The sequence below is a fragment of the Flammeovirga sp. MY04 genome (assembly GCF_001682195.2).
Classification (GTDB): Bacteria; Bacteroidota; Bacteroidia; order Cytophagales; family Flammeovirgaceae; genus Flammeovirga; species Flammeovirga yaeyamensis.
In genome coordinates this window covers 264,136-286,228 of sequence record NZ_CP003561.2, presented here as the reverse complement: position 1 = coordinate 286,228, position 22,093 = coordinate 264,136, and the positions used below count along the sequence as shown (strand labels likewise).

Annotated in this window: 13 protein-coding genes; 11 read left to right on the top strand and 2 right to left on the bottom strand. The window is 37.2% G+C overall.

Translation table 11 applies throughout. The features are described from left to right. Positions 1 to 13: 13 nt before the first annotated feature. The 11 genes from MY04_RS21235 to MY04_RS21185 all read left to right on the top strand — a co-directional run bounded on the left by MY04_RS21235 (position 14) and on the right by MY04_RS21185 (position 19,971). Positions 14 to 1,648: a RagB/SusD family nutrient uptake outer membrane protein gene (locus tag MY04_RS21235; RefSeq protein ID WP_066214029.1), complete on the top strand. Its 1,635-nt coding sequence runs from the start codon at positions 14 to 16 to the stop codon at positions 1,646 to 1,648. Positions 1,649 to 1,667: 19 nt separating this feature from the next. Beyond that, positions 1,668 to 3,182 (top strand): carbohydrate binding domain-containing protein, encoded by a 1,515-nt coding sequence (locus tag MY04_RS21230; protein ID WP_158297822.1) that lies wholly within the window; start codon positions 1,668 to 1,670, stop codon positions 3,180 to 3,182. Between the two features lie 263 nt (positions 3,183 to 3,445). After that, complete coding sequence (locus MY04_RS21225; RefSeq protein ID WP_066214024.1) at positions 3,446 to 6,334, top strand: T9SS type A sorting domain-containing protein; 2,889 nt, start codon at positions 3,446 to 3,448, stop codon at positions 6,332 to 6,334. An 11-nt stretch (positions 6,335 to 6,345) separates the two neighbouring features. Next, on the top strand, positions 6,346 to 9,252 hold the full coding sequence (locus MY04_RS21220; protein WP_066214021.1) for a glycoside hydrolase family 2 protein: 2,907 nt from the start codon (positions 6,346 to 6,348) through the stop codon (positions 9,250 to 9,252). Positions 9,253 to 9,465: 213 nt separating this feature from the next. Then, positions 9,466 to 11,664, top strand: coding sequence for a glycoside hydrolase family 3 C-terminal domain-containing protein (locus tag MY04_RS21215; protein ID WP_066214017.1), 2,199 nt, complete (start codon positions 9,466 to 9,468; stop codon positions 11,662 to 11,664). Between the two features lie 73 nt (positions 11,665 to 11,737). Beyond that, on the top strand, positions 11,738 to 13,531 hold the full coding sequence (locus MY04_RS21210; RefSeq protein ID WP_066214014.1) for an arylsulfatase: 1,794 nt from the start codon (positions 11,738 to 11,740) through the stop codon (positions 13,529 to 13,531). Between the two features lie 12 nt (positions 13,532 to 13,543). Continuing rightward, positions 13,544 to 15,235, top strand: coding sequence for a sulfatase-like hydrolase/transferase (locus tag MY04_RS21205; protein WP_101958192.1), 1,692 nt, complete (start codon positions 13,544 to 13,546; stop codon positions 15,233 to 15,235). Between the two features lie 15 nt (positions 15,236 to 15,250). After that, positions 15,251 to 17,746 (top strand): glycoside hydrolase family 2 TIM barrel-domain containing protein, encoded by a 2,496-nt coding sequence (locus tag MY04_RS21200; RefSeq protein WP_066214008.1) that lies wholly within the window; start codon positions 15,251 to 15,253, stop codon positions 17,744 to 17,746. A gap of 8 nt (positions 17,747 to 17,754) precedes the next feature. Beyond that, positions 17,755 to 19,305: a sulfatase family protein gene (locus MY04_RS21195; protein ID WP_066214003.1), complete on the top strand. Its 1,551-nt coding sequence runs from the start codon at positions 17,755 to 17,757 to the stop codon at positions 19,303 to 19,305. Between the two features lie 146 nt (positions 19,306 to 19,451). Then, the gene (locus MY04_RS21190) at positions 19,452 to 19,709 is read left to right on the top strand and encodes a type II toxin-antitoxin system Phd/YefM family antitoxin (RefSeq protein ID WP_066214000.1); all 258 of its coding nucleotides are present in this window, start codon (positions 19,452 to 19,454) and stop codon (positions 19,707 to 19,709) included. Beyond that, positions 19,681 to 19,971, top strand: a complete 291-nt coding sequence (locus MY04_RS21185; RefSeq protein ID WP_066213997.1) for a Txe/YoeB family addiction module toxin — start codon at positions 19,681 to 19,683, stop codon at positions 19,969 to 19,971. Before MY04_RS21190 ends, MY04_RS21185 begins: the two co-directional genes overlap by 29 nt. Here the strand turns inward: MY04_RS21185 and MY04_RS21180 are convergent. Together MY04_RS21180 and MY04_RS21175 are read right to left on the bottom strand one after the other, a co-directional pair. Next, positions 19,968 to 21,656 carry an AAA family ATPase gene (locus tag MY04_RS21180; protein ID WP_066213994.1) on the bottom strand — a complete coding sequence of 563 codons (1,689 nt, stop codon included), beginning with the start codon at positions 21,654 to 21,656 and terminating at the stop codon, positions 19,968 to 19,970. The two genes, MY04_RS21185 and MY04_RS21180, sit on opposite strands and share 4 nt — an antisense overlap. A gap of 90 nt (positions 21,657 to 21,746) precedes the next feature. Next, complete coding sequence (locus MY04_RS21175) at positions 21,747 to 21,857, bottom strand: prepilin-type N-terminal cleavage/methylation domain-containing protein (protein WP_084006043.1); 111 nt, start codon at positions 21,855 to 21,857, stop codon at positions 21,747 to 21,749. Between the last annotated feature and the right edge of the window lie 236 nt (positions 21,858 to 22,093).

Genomic DNA, 22,093 nt, shown 5'->3' with positions numbered 1-22,093 from the left:
CTTACTCACAATCATGAAATTAATATCAAAAATATTCGTTGGACTTGCTTTGTCAGCTACATTATCAAGCTGTACAGACTATTTCGATGTAAAGAATCCAAATACGATTACAGAAGATTCCTTCTGGAAAACTAAAGAAGATGCATTCAAAGGCTTAATGGCCACATATAGTGCACTACAAGGACATGGTGTTACTGGCGGTACATCAGCAGTAAATACTCCTGTAAGATCTGATACTGGCCGTCCGAACAACTGGAATGCCGGAGCTCAGGCACTTCAAAAGCTTTCTTTTAACGACAACACTTCTGTTGTAAAAGAAAAGTGGGCAGGTCTTTATACTGGTATTCTTCGTGCTAATCAAGTATTGGAGAATATTGTAGACATCGACATGTTAGAAGAAGAAAGAGAATTGTATTTAGCTGAAGCACACTTTATTCGTGGTGTTTGCTATTACTGGTTGTTCAATACGTATAACCAAGGTAATATTATTCTTCACGAAACAGTTCCTACTTCTAAAGAAGATTTCGCGAAACCACTTTCAGATCGTGAAGAAATCTTGGCTTTAATCTTATCAGATTTAAAGCATGCACAAGAAAAACTTCCTGAGTCTTGGGACGACAAAAACTTAGGTCGTGCTACTTGGGGTGCAGCAACAAGTTTCTTAGGTCACGTATACATCAACGAAAAGGATTATAATTCAGCAAAAGCAGAATACAAAAAGATCGTTGATCGTCCTGACTTGTATCAATTAACTCCAGAGATTTCTTGGAACTTTGATGCAGAGCACGAATTCAACTCAGAGTCTATCTTTGAGGTAGTATTCTCAGCAACACAAAAGCAAGGTTCTGGTGCAGCTGGTAACTTAGATGGTCCTACTGGGTCTGAAGGTACTACAAGAGCAAGAACAATGGCGCCAGGTGGTGCAGGTGGATGGAGAGTTGTAATGCCATCGTACTGGATGACAATGCAATTAAAAGAAGATCCTATGGATCCTGCAGATAGTCGTAACGAAGGTAGATTGTACTCTTTAAGATGTGAAGCTTCTATCGCTTTAGCTGATGATGAAACTATTTACTATCAAAAAGAAGTAGAAAAAGCAGGTTTCAATAACGGTGAAGCCTCTTATTTAAGAAAATTCCAAAACCACCAAAACGAAAATGATGGTATTGGTGATAACTACAGCTCTGGTATTAACGAAAGAATTATCCGTTTAGCAGATATCTATTTATTGTATGCTGAGTGTATTCTTAAATTAGAAGGTGATGCAGCAGTGAATGAAGCTGTCACTTTGATTAACCAAATTAGAGCTAGATCAGGCGTACTTCAGTTAGAACCATTAAACTACGATGCCAACTCTTTAATGGAGCATATCATGTGGGATGAAAGACCAAAAGAACTAATGTTTGAAGGTCATGATATCCGTTGGGTCGATTTAAGACGTTGGGGTAAAATAAAAGAGCAATATACAAGATTATCTAAATTGGAATTTGTTCTTGAAGCCGGTGTGTTACGTTATGCAACAGCAGACGACGCTGAAGCCGCAATTTTACAAGAATATGGAGAGGGTGCTGCAGCTTATACGCCACTAGCACATGATTACTTCCCTATTCCAGTAGACGAAGCACTAACTAACCCTAACATCAAATAACAATTAAATTAATTAGAACATGAAACTTCTAAAAAATATATGCGTAGGAGCGATGGCGTTTGCAGCTGCTCTCACATCCTGCCAAAAAGACGATGTAGTTCCTCACGGGGACTTCCAAGACGTAGCCATTTTCTCCTCATACCAAGGACAAATCACGGTGGAGGTAAACAACCAAATTGCGATTGCAGATGGTTCAAAAGGCTATTCTTCTAGAAAATGGTCTATTCCTGCACCAAATTATTTCATCAACAACAACGATTCTGTTTTGGATGAAGAAACAGCTTATGTAAAGTTCATGGAAGTGGGTGATGTACCATTAAAAATTGAGTGGCAATTCCCTGACTCTACAGGTATTCGTGATCACGATTCATTATTTATCGTGAACGTTTTAGATACCATTACTACTAAACTTGCAGTAACCAAAGTAGAAGGTAACTACTCAGTAAAAGACGGAAAGTACGTTATTGAAGCAGGTTCTATTGTAATAATGACAGATACTAGTTCGGGATCTCCTGATACTTTTGAATGGTTATTGGAAGGCGAGGATGAATCGCTTGACACTAAAACAATTGAAGTTCAATACAAGAAATTGGGTAAATTCGATGTAGGTTTAGTTTCTTCAAGAGTTGAGCCATTTGGACGTCCTGATTCATTAGTAATGGTTGATTTTATCGAAGTTATTCCATCAACTTTACCAGTTCTAATGACTGAAGCTAATGAAATTAGCCTGCCTGGTGTTGTACAATTACAATTCTCTAGAGAAATGAATGTGGTTGATGAAACGCAAATTGCAGCATTCAATGTTAAAGTGAACGGTACTGATGATGCAGTGATTAAATCAATCCAATTGAACCCTGCTGATGCTAGTATTATAGAGTTACATTTAGAACAAGATTTATTAAACTCTCAAACTGCAACAGTATCTTACGATGCTAGTGTAGGTACCGTAGAATCTTCTGACTTCGTAGCATTAGAAACATTCACTGATGAAACAGTCAACATCTACTTGTTGAACTTACTCACAGTTAATACAAATTTTGAAGATGGTACTATCACTCCATTTGGCGAGCCTTACAACATCAACGGAAACACTTACTTATCAAACATTAGTACTGATGCTCAGAGTGGTTCTAATTCGATGATGGCTAAAATGGATGCAAGTACGAATTCTCAAATTGCACAAAATACAGGTTTCTTTAAGATCGAAAAAGGTAAGACTTATGCTTTCGAATTCTGGGTGAAAGTTAATTCAAACCCTGGTGGAAACAACCTTGAAATGACTTGGAGAATGCAACCTGCAGCAGGTTGGTCTGATGGATACAAACAATGGTTAGGTAGTTGTTGTACAGATGCCTTGAAACCTGAAAACGAAGGTACATGGCAGAAGATTACCATCCTTACAGACAAACAAGCTCCAGAGGATTGGGAAGAAGCAAAACTTCACTTACAAATTGGTTGTGGTGGAGCAGGAGAAGTCGAAGTACTATTCGATAACTTCAAATTCTTTGAATATGAAGTTCCTCCAGCAAACTAAAATAAATACTTAAAATACTTTTTTCTCGTATTGGAAGCCCCGGAATTACATCCGGGGTTTTTGATACGAGATTCTGTGTTTTATAATACACGCTTAACTTATTCAAATAATATTTGAAGATTTTAGATGGAAGTGGTAAAGTAGTGGGTATTGACATAAGAAAGAATTAAATCACCCCCTGTATTAGCAAAAATTTTCGCCACTCTAACCCTATTCTGACTACTATATTTGAATTAATGAATTATTACTAATCAACATTCGGTATGAAATTATTTTTTATCAATTTTACAAAGGTATTGGCGTTAGCTACAATCCTTGTGACTACCAAAGTTGAAGCACAGACGGCAGTGACTATTGACTTTGAAACTCAACGTTATTTAAATGATGTGTCCGAGTTGGATAGAACGAAGTACTTCAATATCCACATGGCTCCTGGTAAAGACTACGAAGATCAAGACATGGAAGACCTGAAAGAATGGGGCGTCACTTTAGGCCGTTCTTTTTGGGGTGCTTTTGGTAGATACAACGACTATATTTCTCAAAACGGTTTACCGTCTGATAATAAAATTATGGTCGATGGTGCCAATAGTATCAACTCACTTAAGAGTTCATCACATTTTAAATATGTGACGAAACAAATGGTGGTAACGGACCACCCGTCAGCTATGATTCGTATGGAAATGGATACGGATGAAGCAGGCAAGTTTGCTGCAAAGTATTTCAAATACAATTACGAAGACGATTTCCGTCCTGATTATTACGAGCCGGTAAACGAACCTTTCGTACATGCAGATGAGTTTACAGAAAATGGAAAATATACTGAAGCAGCAGTTCGCAGAAAAACAGCGGAATACTTTAGAGATATAGGTAAAGCATTCAAAGAAGAAGGACTAGATACAAAAGTAGTCGGTTACTCTTCGGCTTGGCCTTCTTTAGAACTTTGGGATTTTGAACATTGGAACTCGAGAATGAAGATGTTCATGGATGTTGCCGGTGAACATATGGACGGTTTTTCTACTCACCTTTATGACGGTATCAACGTAAAAGGTGGTGACACGGAAAGATCAGGTAGTAATTCTATCGCAATTCTTGATTTGATTGAAACATACAGTAACATCAAATGGGGTAAAGTAAAACCACACGCGATCACAGAATACGGTGGAATTCCAGTAACAGAAAACAACATCTACTCTGACATCATCAGTATTCAGACGATTCGTTCCACTAACCACTTGATGTTCGAACTAATGGACAGAGAAGACCGTATGTTGATCTCTATCCCTTTTAACACAGGTAAATCTCCTTGGTTCTATGAAGCTAACGACTGGGAACCTTATGGTGCTAACTTATGGAGACCTGACAAATCTTCTATCGTTAACAACAAACCAACTAGATATTTCTACACGGCTAAAAGATACTTCTACGACCTTTGGAAAGGTGTGGAAGGTACTAGAGTTAGAATTAATACAAACGATCAAGATTTATTGGTACAAGCGTTTGTTGATGGTAATAAAGCCTATGTTTGTTTGAACAGTTTAAGAAGAGAAAATCAAACAGTAGCTTTAAACTTTGTTTCTGGATTGGGTAATGTATCTAAAGTCAATAAAAGAAGCTTAAAGATCTACAAAGAGGAATCGCCTATTTATTCTGATGAAGACATCACTAATCCACAAAGTGTAACACTTGAACCACATGAAACTGTGGTATTAACCTATGATTTAGAAAGACCTGTGATCTTCTCTAAAAAATCAATTAGAAAAGAGTATTACTCAGAAGATCATATGAAGACGATTGCTGCCAACGAAAAGCTCACTTTCTCATTCAAAAATGTAGAACTAGATGCAGCTAATGGTGAGGCACGTTTAAGAATGTCAATCGGTAGAAAACACGATAAAACAAAACGTCCATCAGTTAAAGTAAACGGAGTAACTGTTAGTGCTTTGAATAATTGGAAAGGATACGATCAAGCAGACAGAGAAGACTTCTTTGGTTCTATTGAAATTCCTGTTCCTCATTCATTACTTAAACAAGATAATACAGTAGAAATTACGTTCCCTGATGATGAAGGTACAGTAAGTTCGGTAGTCTTGAAAGTGATCAATATTTACAACCAAACACAACGTGTTCCATTTAGAAGTGATATTGACCTTCCTTCAACTATTGAGGCAGAAGATTTTGATATCGGTGGTTTATCAATTGGTTACCACTCATTAAATGATGTTAACGAGTATGGTAAGTATAGAATTAATGAGGGTGTAAATATTAAAGACGGTGCTACAAACTACGATATCGTGTTAAACGAATCAGAATGGACTTCTTATACTGTAAATGTAGACGAATCGGCAATTTATACATTAGCCGTAGACGGTGCATCAGACAGTGATGTTTCTGAAGTGGTGATGACAATTAATAATGAAACAGTTTCTGCACCTTTAAGCTTTAATGCTGATATGAACACTTCAGAGGCAACTGTAGAAATGCCTTCAGGCAACTACCCTATTCATTTGATATCGCAAACAGGTACAGCAACTATCGATAAATTAGCTTTCACGTTAGAAAGCATTTTAACAGATGAAATCGCCTTTGTTTCTGGTGATAATGAAGTAGAATCTGGAACAACGAACACTTACAAAGTATCTTACAATGCATCGAAAGATCGTGATATCGTATTAGAACTTTGGGGAGACGCTTTCTTATTGGGAAGTGCTCGTGTAGAAGTTGCGGAAGGAACAAGCGAAATTGATATTGACTTATCTATCATTGCAGAGCCTGTAAATTATCAAGAACTAGAATTAGTTGCTCGATTAGTAAAGAGAGGCAGTTTAAGTACTTTAAATATTGCTGAAGATACTTTTGATGAGTTAAACTATAACCCTATCCTATCATCGGATGACAACCTTAGATTAGAAGAGCAAATTACACTTTTTCCAAATCCACTGAATGGACACCAAGAAATCAATTTGAGAGCATCAAGTAGAATTCAAAAGGTGGAAATCATCGATTTGAACGGTAAAGTTGTTGATACGTTCTCTTTCGACTTAAGTGCGAATCAAGTAAAGTTAGACCTAGAAGGCGATTATCAAAATGGTATTTACTTAGTAAAAATCATTTCAGAAAATGGAACAACAACAAAACGTATTCTAATACGCTAAAGCAAATAGAAATGAAACGAAATGAATTATTAATCTGTGGAATTTTCCTATTGGGGCTCATTGTGCCCCAATGGGGCAATGCCCAGACCACTCAGCAGCTTCAAGAAGCGCGAGTGAAACAAGATATTAACCAACAGTGGTCCTTCCACCGGGGTGAACTCAACGAAAAGGAAGTTAGCGATCCAGGCTTCGACGATAGCCAATGGGAAAAAGTAAATGTCCCTCATGTAATGAAGCTTTCTTCTAATGAGTTGGATAACTCTTCAGATACTTCTTCACAGCTCACTTTCCAAAGATACATTGGCTATTACAGAAAGGAGTTAAAGGTAGAAGCAACAAAAGAACAAAAGGTTTTTCTAGAGTTCGAAGGAGCACACCAAAACACTAAACTTTGGGTAAATGGTGAGTTTGTTGGTCAAGATATGGTGAGTGGCTTCACTCCTTTTAGCTTTGATGTAACAGACTATGTAAAGAAAGACGGAAGCGCTAACTCTATCGTGCTAAGCGTAGACAACCGTCCAAACCCAGTTATTCCTCCTGATGGCGATCGTAGAGACTATATTCTTTACAGTGGCTTGTACCGTGATGTATATTTAGTAGTGAAGAATCCTGTACACATTACTTTCGATTGGGAAGATAAATATGCGGGTGTATTCATCACTACACCGACGATCTCGAAAAGCAATGCAACGATCAACATCAGATCAACAGTGAAGAACACACAGTCTACTCCTTCTAAAACAACGGTTGTTCAAAGAGTAGTGGATAAAGAAGGTTATGTAGTTACTAAAGCAACAGAAACGTATCAAATTGCACCAAAAGCATCTCATACTTTCCAACAAACTACAGGTATTACAGAGAATTTAAGACGTTGGTCAATTGATGATCCTTATTTATACAAAGTGCAAACTTTAGTGTATCAAGACGATCAATTGATGGATGTTGTAGAGAATCCTCTTGGAATTAGACAGTTTGATTTCATCCATGGTGAAGGTTTCTTATTAAACGGTGAGAATATTGAATTGGTCGGTGTAAACAAGCACCAACAATACCCTTATGTAGGTGATGCTGTTGCCAACAGTTTACATAGAAAAGATGCTGAACAGTTTAAAGAAACTGGTTATAACGTGGTTCGTTTGGCACATTATCCTCACGACAATGCGTTTATCGAAGCATGTGATGAACTAGGTATCTTATTGATTGAAGAAGCACCTTCTTGGATTCACTTCGTAGAAGGAGAATGGTTCGACAACCTAGAGGAAGCCACTAGAATTATGATCAGAAACCACAGAAATCACCCATCGATTTTGATGTGGAGTGGTGGTTTAAACCATAGAGGTCCAGTAGAACGTTTACATTATGCGTGTAAGGAAGAAGATCCTACACGTATGACAGGTTCTAATGGAGCCCCTTGGACAGGTCCTGTGCACTCTGGAGTTTGTGATATCTATACGCCAATGGATTACCAAAACATGCCGGTAACTGAGAATGATTTCTCATTCTTATGTGAGCACGGTAGTTCTGATGACGCACTAAAGAATCAGTTCGAAGTATCGAAATCTAAAGCATCTGCAAACCGTTTTGGTGTAGCACTTTGGACAGCACACGATTACTTCTCTTTCCAAAAAGATTGGGGTATGCAAGTAAGAAGACCTTATTCTATCTTCAGAGTACCTAACCCTGTGAACTTCTGGTATAAATCGGAAATGACGGATGTTCCAATGGTGTACATTGCGGATGAAAGAGCAAGTAAAAACAATAACATCGTCGTTTTCAGTAACTGTGATGAAGTAGAGTTATACAACGACGGTAAATTAGTCGCAAGACAAAAACCTGATGATGACCCTAACAGGGCTTTCTGTAATTCTCCATCTTATACATTCAGATTAGTGGGCGAATATGGCGATTTAACAGCCAAAGGTTTCATCAGGGGTCAGCAAGTGGCTGATTATACTTTGAACAAATACGGAAAAGCATATCAACTTCAACTTGAATTGGAAGATCAAAATGCCGATATCCTTGCAAGTGGCGGTGATATGAGAATGGTGAGAGCCTATATCGTAGATAAAGACGGTAACAAAGTAGTAGGTGATAACGAAACAATGGTATCCTTCAAAATCGAAGGTGAAGGTGTTTTAATCGGTGGTAAAGAAATTGGCGCCAACCCAAATAAATCGTATTGGGGTACGGCATCAATTATCTTGAACTCTACTTTGAATGCTGGTAAATTTAAGATTACAGCAAAAGCGAAAGGGTTAAAATCGGCAACATTGGAAGGTGAAACATTCCCTTACTCAACTGATATGAGAAAGAAGGAGATTTCTGATGTAAACGACTTCCCAATTGTTAAAGTCGACCTAGGTGGTAAAGATCAATTGTTACAATTTGATTGGAACCGTTGGGACGAAAACAAAAGCTTTACATTAAAAGATTATGAAAATGCAGAAGTAAGTGTTACCGCTAAAAATGGCGACTTAAAATGGAATACTGCATTTGGTCTTTTAGGTAACCTACCTTACTTAGCGATGGATGGTGTAACTGCAAAAGCAGACGATCAAATCGAGTTAACGTTCAACAACCTTCCTAAAGGAAAGTATGAGTTAACTACCTACCATCACTCGATTAAAGTATTGGCAAGAGTAAAAGGAAATGCCATTCTAGAGAAGAAATTAAACACTTATCAGATAAGTGTAAAAGACAATAAAGGTAATCGTATGCCTATTCCAGCAATAGAGCCTACAAGTGGTGTTAAACTTGGAAACTTGTATCCAGCAAAAGCTACTTATTACATCTACTCCGACGGCCAATCGGCTGTTAAAGTAATTGTTCAAAACTACGCGCAGGATGTTCCTGTGGTTCTCAATGGATTCGAAATTAAGCAACGAGTTTCAGAAGAAAAACTAAAACAAACACTATAGTTTTCTTCTATTTTTAATTGAGACGAAATAAGACGACCGACGACAAAAACCCTCATAGAGTAACCTTCTATGAGGGTTTTTAATTTCTCCCCCCTTAATCAAACAAATAAACTCCCGATGAACCTGTTTAAATAATTTAAATTTGAAATATCATCTTCTGAAGTAGCTATATTGTCTACCTAAGCAAATGAATAACTAAACAGCGTTTTTGAAATGAAAAGAATTACATCTTATTTTTTAGGGTTCCTATTCCTAACAACAACAACTCAGCTAAAGGCTCAAGAAGAAGAATTTATTTGGCTTGATCCATATAGAGATACAGATGAAAGAATCGAAGCACTTTTAGGTGCAATGACTCTAGAGGAAAAAGCATCTCAATTAATCGACGTTAGTGAGGGTATTCCTCGTTTACATATTCCAACCTACAACTGGTGGAACGAAGCATTACACGGTGTGGCAAGAAATGGTAGAGCCACTGTGTTCCCTCAGGCAATCGGTATGGCAGCCACTTTCGACAAAGATTTATTGCAAAATATTGGTACTGCTATCGGTGCTGAAGCAAGAGCAAAATTCTTAGTTGCACAAGAAATGGATAACAGAAGTAGATATGCTGGTCTTACTTTCTGGTCTCCAAACGTAAACATCTTTAGAGATCCTCGTTGGGGTCGTGGTCAGGAAACGTATGGAGAAGATCCATATTTATCTGGTCAGATGGGTTTACACTTTGTAAAAGGTTTACAAGGAAATCACGAAAAGTATTTACAAGCTGCAGCTTGTGCTAAGCACTATGCGGTACACTCTGGTCCAGAAGAAGACCGTCACGTTTTTGATGCGGTTCCTTCGATGAAAGATTTCAGAGAAACGTATTTACCTGCTTTCAAAACATTGGTTGTCGATGGAGATGTTGAAGCAGTGATGGGTGCTTATAACAGAGTATTCGGTGAGCCAGCTTGTGGTTCTGAATTACTATTAGACGATATCTTAAGAAAAGAATGGGGATTTGATGGTCATGTAGTATCTGATTGTGGTGCTATTTTAGACTTCTACGCACACCATAAAGTGTATAAAGACGGTGCAGAGGCGACAGCTGCTGCCATCAAAGCAGGAACTGATTTAAACTGTGGTAAAGTATATAAAGAAAGCGTTGTTGCAGCTATCGATCAAGGTCTTATTACTGAGAAAGAAGTGGATGAACGCTTAACGAACTTACTAAGAACTAGAATCAAATTGGGTTTATTAGATCCAAAAGAAATCAACCCTTTCAATAATGTAAGTTCAGATACTGTAGGTTGTCATACACACAGACGTTTGGCTTATGAAGCGGCTTTAAAATCAGCTGTACTTCTTAAAAATGATAATAACGCACTTCCTTTAAAGAAAGACATTAGAACACTTTACGTGGTAGGACCAAACGCGAACAACTCGGAAGTGTTATTGGGTAACTACTTCGGTATGAGTGGTACAATGACGAACATCTTAGAAGGTATTGTAAGTAAAGTGAGCTTGGGAACAAGTATCAACTACAAGCAAGGTATTTTATTGGATCGCCCAAATGTAAACCCTATCGATTGGTCAACTGGCGAGGCGGCTTCTGCTGATGCATGTATTGCAGTGGTAGGTATCTCAGGACTGATCGAAGGTGAAGAAGGTGAAGCCATCGCTTCGGATGCAAAAGGTGATAGAAACAACATCAAACTTCCTCAAAATCAAATCGATTACTTGAAGAAGATCAAATCGAAATCAAAAAATCCTTTGATTGTGATTATTACTGGCGGTAGCCCAATGAACTTGATGGACATTGTTGATGTAGCAGATGCTATTCTATTTGCTTGGTATCCTGGTCAAGAAGGTGGTGAAGCTATTGCAGATATCGTTTTCGGTAACGAATCACCTTCAGGTAAATTACCATTAACGTTCCCTAAATCGTTAGACCAACTTCCGGCATACGACGATTACACAATGGAAGGCAGAACGTACCGCTACATGGATGTGGATCCTTTATACCCATTCGGTTACGGTCTTACTTATACGCAATTCGACTATAGCGATATCAAATTCAACAAAGATAAAATTAAGTCGAAAGAAGATTTAGTAGCTACAATAACAGTAACCAACAAAGGAACTGTAGAAGCTGAAGAAGTAGTACAATTGTACTTATCAGATTATGAGGTGAAATTCGGTGCTCCAAACCATTCTTTAAAGGACTTCCAAAGAGTTCGTTTAGCTCCGGGACAATCAAAAGAAATATCATTCACTATTCCTAAAGACAAGAGAATCATCTTTGATGAGGAAGGTAAGGAAGTGAATCCAAAAGGTAAACTTACGGTTTCTATTGGTAGTGCATCACCAATGCCTAGAAGTAAAGAACTTGGCGCTACACTAAGCGCAAAGAGTGTGACTATAAATAAATAATAACGAGAAGATTTAGAAATGGGAAGCACCCTTATTTACTTCCCATTTCTCTTTTTATTATCCGACTATTACGATGAGATTATCTTACTTTTTTTCTATTGGACTGCTTCTAATCCTAGGCAGTTGTGCAAAAAATCAAACAACATCAAACGATACTCCTCCTAACGTGATCTTAATTATTACAGACGATCAGGGTTATGGGGATATTGGTGCTCATGGCAATAAAATGATTGATACTCCACATATGGATCAACTGCATAGTGAGAGTGTTCGATTAACCAACTTCCATGTGAGCCCTACTTGTGCTCCATCAAGATCTTCGATTATGACGGGTAGATATGCCAATCGTGTAGGTGTTTGGCATACAGTGATGGGAAGATCGATTTTATACGAAGATGAAAAAACAATGGCGGATATTTTCGCCCAAAATGGCTATAAAACGGCTATGTTTGGTAAGTGGCATTTAGGTGATAATTACCCTTACAATCCAAGATTTAGAGGTTTCCAAGAGGTGCTTACTCACGGTGGCGGTGGTGTTGGACAAACGCCTGACTTCTGGAACAACGATTACTTCGACGATACGTACATCCATAACGGTGTAGAAAAGCAAATGCCTGGCCACTGTACTGAAGTATGGTTCAACTCGGCAATGAACTTTATCGAAAAGAACAAAGACAATCCTTTCTTCTGCTACATTTCAACCAATGCTCCTCACGGTCCATTGAACGTAGAACAACACTATGTTACACCTTACTTAGACAAAGGCTTAAACAAGACATTATCAAAATTCTATGGTTTAATTACTCAAGTAGATGACCACCTTGGAATACTAAGAAACAAACTAGAAGAATGGGGAATTGCAGATAACACTATTCTTATTTTCATGACCGATAATGGTACTGCATTTGGTGCGGGCAAGCAAGGATTTACAGCCGATATGAGAGGACACAAAGGTTCTGAATACGAAGGTGGACATAGAGTACCTTGTTTCATTTACTGGAAAGACGGGAACATCCAAAAAGGATACGATATGAATGATTTAACAGCACATATCGATTTACTTCCGACGTTGATGAACTTGTGTAACATCAAAAACACCGATAATATTGATTTTGATGGGATGGATATCACGAAGTCATTAACATCAAAAAGTGAGTTGCCTAATAGAACTTTGATTGGGGATTCTCAACGTTTGGAGTATCCTGTAAAGTGGAGAAAATCATACACTATGAAAGGAAATTGGCGTTTAGTAAACGGCACAGAGTTATTTGATTTATCTTCAGATCCTGCTCAAAAGAAAGACATCGCAGATCAGCATCCAGAATTGGTAAAAGAATTACGTCAGGCTTACGAAGACAATTGGGCTGATCAGGAAAAATCATTCGGTCAGTTTCCTTATATCTTATTGGGAGCTATGGAATCGAAATCTGCTTTCTTAACGGCTCACGATTGGCATGTAGAAGAAGAGGCTCAGATTCCTTGGAATCAGAAATTGATTCGTAAAGGTGTAGAAGGAAACGGTGAGTGGAGAGTGGACTTTACGACTGCCGGTAAGTATGAATTTATTTTGAAGCGTTACCCTGAAGAAGCACACTTAATGAACAATGAAGTGGCTCCCGAATACAAATCGAAAATGGAAGGTTACTACCTGCCAAAAGGAAAAGTATTTGATGTTCATAAAGCAGGTTTAAGAATCGGTGATCAGACATGGTCGGAGGACATCAAGAAGAAAGGGAACGAGGTGAGCTTTACAGTGGAAGTACCAAAGGGGGAAACGACTTTGGAAGCGTTCTTCATCACGAAAGAAAATAAAAAACAAGGAGCGTATTACTTGTATGTCAATAAACTGACAAATACCGAAAGCTAAATAATGAATACAATGAATCGATTACTTATAATTTTTGGTTGCTTACTTGCCTGCGTGTCAACATCAAATGGGCAGAAGAAGAGTAAGGAACAACGACCAAATATCATCTTCATATTAACGGACGATCAACCTTACGATTACTTAAGTGTAACGGGAAATAAAGTGGTGAAAACGCCTCATATCGATCGTTTAGCGAATGAAGGAACGTTGTTTACCAATGCACACATCACCAGCCCTATTTGTATGCCAAGTAGAGTATCTATGTTGATGTCGCAATACGAAAGAAAGCATGGTGTCAACTTTAATTCGGCTACTGCACTTTCGGAAGAAGCTTGGCAAAACTCCTACCCTATGGTGATGAGAAAAGCAGGTTACTTTACGGCTTATATTGGCAAGAACCACACTCCTCTTGGAAAAAACGGGTACAAGTCGATGGTCATGGAGAACTCTTTCGATTACTTCTATGGAGGTCACAGGCACTTGGGTTTCTATCCTAAAGACCGCCATAAAATCTTTAGAGGCGCCGAAAATGATACTCAAATCGAGATTGTCGAAGAAGCTGCTTTTGATGTTTTGGATAACAATGAGTTCAGAATCAAAGAAGCGTTTAAGGTGATGGAAGGCCGTCCTACAGATCAGCCTTTCTTGATCAATTTGTGTTTCAACTTACCTCATGGTGCGAGTACATCAACAATGCAACAAAGAGAAGGTGATGATGAAATTTATAAAAGCTTCTTGAGAGATCAGGAGATTCCTTTACCGGAGAATTATATCGCTAAAAAGGACATCAAAGCGCTTAAGCTTCCAGCAGATTTATTGAGAGTGGAAGACAGACAAACGATTTATGATCATGTGGATACGCCAGAATTAACTAAGGAAAGATTAATTCGTCAGTATCAAGCAATGACAGGTATTGATCGCTTAGTAGGTCACCTTCAGGATAAATTAAAAGAACTGAAATTAGATAAAAATACGATCATTATCTTCTCCTCTGACCATGGTTTATTGATGGGACAGTATGGTCTTGGTGGTAAGGCATTATTGTATGAGTACTGCACAAAAGTATCGACGATTGTGTACGATCCAAGAATTCCTAAGAAGAAAAGAGTACACAGAAACGATGCTTTGGTGCAAAGTATTGATATCGCTCCTACTATGTTAGCCAATGCTGGAATTGATATTCCGGAGGTGTATCAAGGTAGAGATGTAACTCCGTTGTTAACCAACCAAGAAGCGGAGTTTAGATCGTATGTATTCACAGAAAACCTTTGGTCGACTCACTTTGGTAACCCTAGATGTGAGGCAGTACAAAATCAAGAATGGAAGTACATCAGATACTATAAAAACGAGACGTTCTCTGCCTCTAAACGCATCAAATATGCGAAGGCTTTGGGGATGAACGTAAATAGTGTTTTGTATGGTATGAACGATAAGGAAATTCCAGTTTACAGAAGCTTTGCAGAAAGCTCTTTAGAAGGAGAAGCTCCTGTGTATGAGGAATTATATCATCTTTCGGAAGATCCAAATGAGCTAAACAATTTAGCAAGTGATGATCAATACAAAGACAAATTAGAAGAACTAAGAAAAGCTTGGGATACAGAAATTAAGGCAGCAAGAGGAACAGGCCAACCACTTGTAGAACGCTTTACTACTGAATCCGCTCAAGAATATAAGGACAAACATCCTGCGTTAATCCACGATTAAGCAAAAGAAATTGAAATGAATACATTTAAAGCATTAGGGGTCGGTCTATTATGTACCGTCATGTCTTGCTCACAGCAGGTGCCCCAACAAGATTTAGAAAGTTTAGAGCCGGTGAGCTTTAACGATAATTGGCGATTCTCTAAAGGAGAATTACCGAATGCTAAAAATACAGAGTTTAGCGATAAAGATTGGAGAACATTAGAATTACCACACGATTGGGCGGTAGAAGGACCTTTCGATAAAAAATATAATGCCCGTAGTGGAGGACTTCCTTTCCACGGTCAGGCTTGGTATAGAAAAGAATTCTTTGTTCCTAAAAAGCTAGAAAATAAAAAGGCTTTTATCTACTTCGAAGGCGTAATGAACCAAGCAGAGGTGTTCGTGAACGGTAAAAAAGTAGGTGAACGTCCTTACGGTTATATTGGTTTCGAATTGGACATGACAGATGCGATCCAATTTGGTCAGAATAACACGATAGCAGTAAAATGTAATCCAGAAGAATTAAGTGCGCGTTGGTATCCTGGAGCAGGTATTTATAGAGATGTTTGGGTAGAATACAAGAACCCTGTTCATATCGCTCATGATGGTACATTTATTACTACTCCAGAAATTACTGAAGCTTCAGCCAAGGTAAATATTGGAGTAGATTTGACAAACAGCTTGGATAAAAAATCGAATGTTACTTTAGAAACTATTATTGTTGATGCTAAAGGAAACACTATCGATAAATCTTCTAAGAAAGTTGTACTTGATGCTAACACCCAACAAACTGCACAACTTGAGTTGAACATCCAAAAGCCTCAATTGTGGACGATGGAAGATCCTCATTTATACAAAGCGATCACTTTTGTGAAAGATGGAGACACTGAGTTAGATAAAATTACTTCTAGATTTGGTGTAAGAACAATCGAATTCTATGCGGATAAAGGCTTCTTACTGAATGGTAAGCAGGTGAAATTCCAAGGAGTTTGTTTACATCATGATCAAGGTCCTTTAGGTTCTGCAGTAAACAAAAGAGCAAAAGAGAGACAATTACAGATTATGAAAGATATGGGTGTGAATGCGATTAGAACATCTCACAACCCTCCATCAGAAATACTTCTAGATCTTTGCGACGAAATGGGACTTTTAGTCATCGACGAAGCATTTGATGAGTGGAAGATCGGTAAGGTAGAAAACGGATACAATAAGCATTACGAAGAATACAGTGAGCGTGATCTAAGAGATTTTATCAGAAGAGATCGCAATCACCCTTCGATTGTGATGTGGAGTATTGGTAATGAGATTTTAGAGCAAACAAGAAAAGACGGTTGGAAAGAAACAAGACGTTTAGCGAAGATTGTAAAATCGGAAGATACTTCTCGTCCTGTAACAGCTGGGTTTAACTATCACCCATTGGCTATTGTGAATAAACTAGCACATGAGATCGATATTGTTGGCTTCAACTACTTCCCAATGCGTTATGAAAACATCTTGAAAGAGCATCCTGAATGGATCGTTTACGGTTCGGAAACTTCTTCTTGTACAAGTTCTAGAGGACATTACGATTTACCTCGTGAACCAAAGGTAGCTGAGGGATCTTTACAAGTGACAAGTTACGATTTGGTGGGTCCTCCTTGGGCGTATCCTCCAGATTTAGAATTTGAAATGTTGGAAAAATCACCTCGTATTTTGGGTGAGTTTATGTGGACAGGTTTTGATTACCTTGGAGAACCTACTCCTTTTGGTGGTCGTGATAATAAGACGAATGGTTTATGGAACAGTGATTGGCCGGTACACTCGTCGTTCTTCGGAGCAGTCGATTTATGTGGCTTCCCTAAAGATAGATTCTACTTGTACCAAAGTCAGTGGACAAAAGAACCAATGGTACACGTTTTACCTCACTGGAACTGGGAAGGAAAAGAAGGCGAAATTATCCCAGTACAAGCATTTACAAATGCTGAAGAAGTGGAGCTTTTCGTGAATGGAAAGTCGATGGGTAAAAAAGTAAAAGGAAAAGATTTAACGGCGTTACCAATGACACATAGAGACTGGAAAGAAAAAGGTCCTATGATGTCGAAGTACCGTTTAAGCTGGGATGTTCCTTATCAACCTGGAGAAATCAAAGTGGTTGCATTTAATAACGGTAAAAAAGTGGCTGAAAAGGTCATAAAAACGGGGGGAAAACCGCATCATATTGTTTTAGAAGCAGATAGGTCGTTAATTGCATCTGATGGCAAAGATCTTTCTTATATCACTGCTAAAGTTGTCGATAAAGAGGGGAATTTCTGCTACACTGCATCAAATAATCTACAATTTGAAATAGTAGGAGACGGCACAATCGCAGGCGTAGGCAACGGTAATTCTTCATCTGTAACGAACTTGAAAGGTGATAAAATGGAAGTCTTTAATGGTTTAGCTTTAGCTATTGTACAAAGTAAAAGAGGTGGGGTTACTCCGATTACTTTAAAAGCAACATCAAAAGGTTTACAAGAAGCCACTGTAGAAATTAAATTTCAACCATCACTTTGAAATAAAAGATGAAATTGAACAGATTATTATTTTTGGTTCCCTTGATTTTTTCAGCTTGGGGATGTCAAAAAACAACAACAACAGAAACAACCGCCACTCAAAAACCCAACATCATCTTTGTATATATGGATGACTTGGGGTATGGCGACATCAGTGCGAATGGTGCAACAGAATTAAAAACACCTCACATGGATGAATTGGCAAACGGTGGAGTGAACTTCTCTAACGGTTATGCTTCTTCAGCTACATGTACTCCTTCGAGATATGCTGCCTTTACAGGTGAATATCCTTGGAGAAAAAATGCACAAATCCTTCCTGGTTCAGCACCAATGCTTATTAGTACTGAACAAATGACACTTCCGAAAATGTTACAATCGGCAGGTTATGTAACAGGTATTATTGGTAAGTGGCACCTTGGTTTAGGTACGCACGACAAAAACTGGAATGAGCATATCTCTCCAGGACCAAATGAAGTAGGTTTTGACCACTCTTACATCATGGCAGCCACTCAAGACCGTGTTCCAACGGTATATATCGAGAATGGCGACGTGGTTGGTTTGGACAAAAACGATCCTATCGAAATCGACTACAACAAGAACTTCGATGGAGAACCTACTGCATTGACTAATCCTGAGATGTTGACTATGAAGTGGCACCACGGCCACAACAACTCTATCGTGAACGGTATTCCTAGAATCGGTTTCATGAAAGGTGGTAAATCGGCACTTTGGAGCGATGTAGACATGGCGGACCATTTCTTAGGTAAAGTAAAAGAATTTATCTCGGAGAAATCGAAAGGTGATAAACCATTCTTCCTTGCTTACACAATGCAACAACCTCACGTTCCAAGAACGCCACATCCTCGTTTTGTAGGATCATCGGGAATGGGACCAAGAGGTGATGTAATTATGGAAGCAGATTGGTGTATTGGTGAGTTATTAAGATCGATCCGTAAAGCGGGTATCGAAGAAAATACATTAATTATCTTCTCATCTGATAATGGTCCAGTATTAAACGACGGTTATTATGATGATGCTGTAGAATTAATCGGTAAGCACGATCCTAAAGGTGGTTTACGTGGTGGTAAATACTCATTATTTGATGCAGGTACACACGTTCCATTCATCACTTACTGGAAAGGAAAAATTCAACCTTCAAAATCAAATGCTTTGGTTTGTCAGATGGACATGATCAACTCTTTAGCCGCTTTAGTTGGTAGCGATATCAAAACTTCAGATGCTGAGAACGTCCTTCCTGCTTTACTTGGCGAAAGCAAAGTGGGTAGAGAAAGCTTGATTTTGGAAGCAAATACAAAAACATCATTTAGAAAAGGTGACTTTGTTCTTATCCCAGCCTATAAAGGCAACAAATTGAATAAACAAGTGAATATTGAGCTTGGGAATTCAGAAAATGTACAGCTATACAATTTGAAAGAAGATCCTGCACAAACGAAAAACATTGCAAAGGAAAATCCAGAGTTAACACAAAAGTTAATGGAGGAATTTACTGCAATGCGTGGTGCTAATTTTTCTTCTTCGAAAGAATTAGAATTACAGTAATTCTTGACTAGGATTACTATCAAAGACTAACAAAAGGAACTGCTGAGAGGTGGTTCTTTTTTTTGTAGATAAAATTTACTTGTACAATATTTGATACGTACTATATATTGTACTATATTTGAGTATAATTATTATTTTAAAAAATTATGTTAGTTACAACCATATCTAATTTTAGAGCTAATGCAAAGTCTTTTCTAGAAAAAGCGAGATCCAATTTTGAAGAACTCATCATCACTACAAAAGAAGCCAATTATGTAGTGATTGAACAAAATGAATACAATGCTCTAATTGAAACTCTTTATTTAATGAAAGATAAAGAAATGATGGAGGCTTTAAATTCAAAAGATGATAACTCAACAAAATACGATTCTATAGATGACGCATTCGAAGACTTGGGAATTTAGTTCTCTTGCTAAAAAGCATATCAAAGAGTATAAAAAGAAAAACGATTCAAAAAGTACAATCCGAATTAAAGAATTAATGATAGATATTAATAATAATGGTCCTTTAATTGGAGAGGGAAAACCAGAAAAATTAAAGCATCATCTCAAGGGTTACTTTTCTAGACGTATTGATAAAACTAATAGACTCGTTTATAAAGAAACAGAAACTGGATATTATGTCCTTTCATGTAAATATCATTATCCTAAAGAAGCTGATATTTAATACAAAAACTCTGTCACACAACTCACTTCTTTACCATCAAAAGCCACTCCTACTAACATCACCTCTGTTTTATCATGTTCTTTTAGGGTTGTAATGTATTGAGATGTGTGAATTTGTTGCATGGCCTCTTTAGCCAATTCGTTTAACGCTGGAGAGCTTTTCTTAAGCTTTTTAAATTCTAGAACCCAACCTCTTTTATCATTATTATCTTTAGGATAAATGAGTAGGTCTGCTCTCCCTAACCCTGTTTCTGGATTAGATTTCACGATAAATTTATTCGATAAATGAGCCATTAGTCCTAAAATAAAAGCATGATATACTTTTTCTGGAAGTGAACCTCTATGTTGAATATCATGAAAGCTAAATGAAGTCAACATATATTTTGATAATGCATCTTCAAACTCCAAAGCATCTTGTTCTAATAAAGCTGCTAAAATAGAGCTTTCACTTACTTCAGTAGAACGACTTAACAATCTTTCCAGCATTTGTTTGTAGACCACACTTACTTCTTTATTGGGTATTTTTAGTCCATGAGAAATAGTGATGTCTTCTTGCTTTGTATATGCTTTTGTGAGGTAACCATTGAACAATAATAATCCCAATACTGTTTTTTCTTTTCCAGCATCTAAGTCTTTGAAAATTGTAGTCTCTTCGATCTCACATTCCATTACCTGACCATCGATAAAGCCTGTTAACTTTTTCTCTAAATCAGCATTTGCATTGGTTAGTAATTCTTCAATTAATTCGTTTGCGGAAGTGTTCACCCAATAAGGTCTGAAACCTTGAGTAGGTTTGTAAGCAAAATTTATAATACTCCAAGGATTGTATATATCATTACACTCTCCAAATGAATAGCCATTGTACCAAGACTTCACCTCTTCGAACGAAATGCTTATTCCACTATCAGAAAGTAGTTTTTGAACCTCTTCCTCAGTTAATCCAAATTTGTCAGCAAAATTGAAATCTAGGATGGAATTCACTTCCAAGTTATTTAGTCCTGAGAAAATACTTTCTTTAGCTACCCTCAGAATTCCGGTAATGATCCCTTTGAATAAATAATCATTATCTTTAAATCCACCTGACAAAAATCCACGCATGAAGGAGATCATTTCTTCATAATAACCCGCTTCCCAAGATTTAATGATACATGAGTCGTATTCATCAATTAAGATGATGACTTTTTGATTATATACTTTATATAAAATTTTAGAAATTGCTTTCAGGAAGTTATCTAAGTGAGTTTGATTCCAATTTTCATCAAATAAACTATCAAATGGTTTCCTTTCTAAATCAGTTAAATCAGCATTAAGTAATTCATTATGATTAGCTAACCAATCAATACATATATCATAGATTTTATTAATAGCATTTTCAAAAGAATTTTCTTTTACATCTTTAAAAGAAAGATAAATCACCGGATATTTCCCTTGATGTTTCCAAGCCGCAGACTGTTTAATTTTCAGGTTATCAAAAAGCGACTTGTTTTCTTCTGCTTTATTAATATCAAAAAATGCATGAAGCATCGACATATTTAATGTCTTTCCAAATCTCCTAGGGCGTGGTATTAAAAGTGAAGTGGCATTACTATCAATTACCTCTTCAATCAATAAAGATTTATCTACAAAGTAGTAATCATCTTGAATCACCATTTTAAAATTTGATATGCCAATAGGGAATTTCTTCATGTTTAAATCTCTTTTTTGTAAAGATATGAAATTTGGACATTGCGTCGTGTATCGTGATCAATTAAAAGATATTATTAGTTCTTCCATTTTTTAAAGCGTTAAGTTTGGTAATGCTAATAATACCAATACGCCAACGATGACAAGCACTACTAGAAGTTCTTGGAGGGTGAAGGCCTTTAGATTTTTCTTACAATTTTTCATTTTTATTTATACTCTGGAGTAAAAAAAATAAAAATTAATATACATGTGATAAACGAAATCAACATTTGTAAATGAAGTATTCTGTATTTTCTTCTATATTTATTAAATACTTTTAAATCCTCATTAATGACAAATTTTTTATTATCGTTAATGGAGTAATAATATAAAAATAGAATAAAGTATAACATTATTACTGACTCACATATAACAATAATAATGTTGAGTGTTTCTTGAAA

What these genes read in the sequence shown, in the direction of transcription:
- MY04_RS21235 (WP_066214029.1), top strand. Translation starts at nt 14, where the DNA reads ATGAAATTAATATCAAAAATATTCGTTGGACTTGCTTTGTCAGCTACA.
- MY04_RS21230 (WP_158297822.1), top strand. Translation starts at nt 1,668, where the DNA reads ATGAAACTTCTAAAAAATATATGCGTAGGAGCGATGGCGTTTGCAGCT.
- MY04_RS21225 (WP_066214024.1), top strand. Translation starts at nt 3,446, where the DNA reads ATGAAATTATTTTTTATCAATTTTACAAAGGTATTGGCGTTAGCTACA.
- MY04_RS21220 (WP_066214021.1), top strand. Translation starts at nt 6,346, where the DNA reads ATGAAACGAAATGAATTATTAATCTGTGGAATTTTCCTATTGGGGCTC.
- MY04_RS21215 (WP_066214017.1), top strand. Translation starts at nt 9,466, where the DNA reads ATGAAAAGAATTACATCTTATTTTTTAGGGTTCCTATTCCTAACAACA.
- MY04_RS21210 (WP_066214014.1), top strand. Translation starts at nt 11,738, where the DNA reads ATGAGATTATCTTACTTTTTTTCTATTGGACTGCTTCTAATCCTAGGC.
- MY04_RS21205 (WP_101958192.1), top strand. Translation starts at nt 13,544, where the DNA reads ATGAATCGATTACTTATAATTTTTGGTTGCTTACTTGCCTGCGTGTCA.
- MY04_RS21200 (WP_066214008.1), top strand. Translation starts at nt 15,251, where the DNA reads ATGAATACATTTAAAGCATTAGGGGTCGGTCTATTATGTACCGTCATG.
- MY04_RS21195 (WP_066214003.1), top strand. Translation starts at nt 17,755, where the DNA reads ATGAAATTGAACAGATTATTATTTTTGGTTCCCTTGATTTTTTCAGCT.
- MY04_RS21190 (WP_066214000.1), top strand. Translation starts at nt 19,452, where the DNA reads ATGTTAGTTACAACCATATCTAATTTTAGAGCTAATGCAAAGTCTTTT.
- MY04_RS21185 (WP_066213997.1), top strand. Translation starts at nt 19,681, where the DNA reads ATGACGCATTCGAAGACTTGGGAATTTAGTTCTCTTGCTAAAAAGCAT.
- MY04_RS21180 (WP_066213994.1), bottom strand. Translation starts at nt 21,656, where the DNA reads ATGAAGAAATTCCCTATTGGCATATCAAATTTTAAAATGGTGATTCAA.
- MY04_RS21175 (WP_084006043.1), bottom strand. Translation starts at nt 21,857, where the DNA reads ATGAAAAATTGTAAGAAAAATCTAAAGGCCTTCACCCTCCAAGAACTT.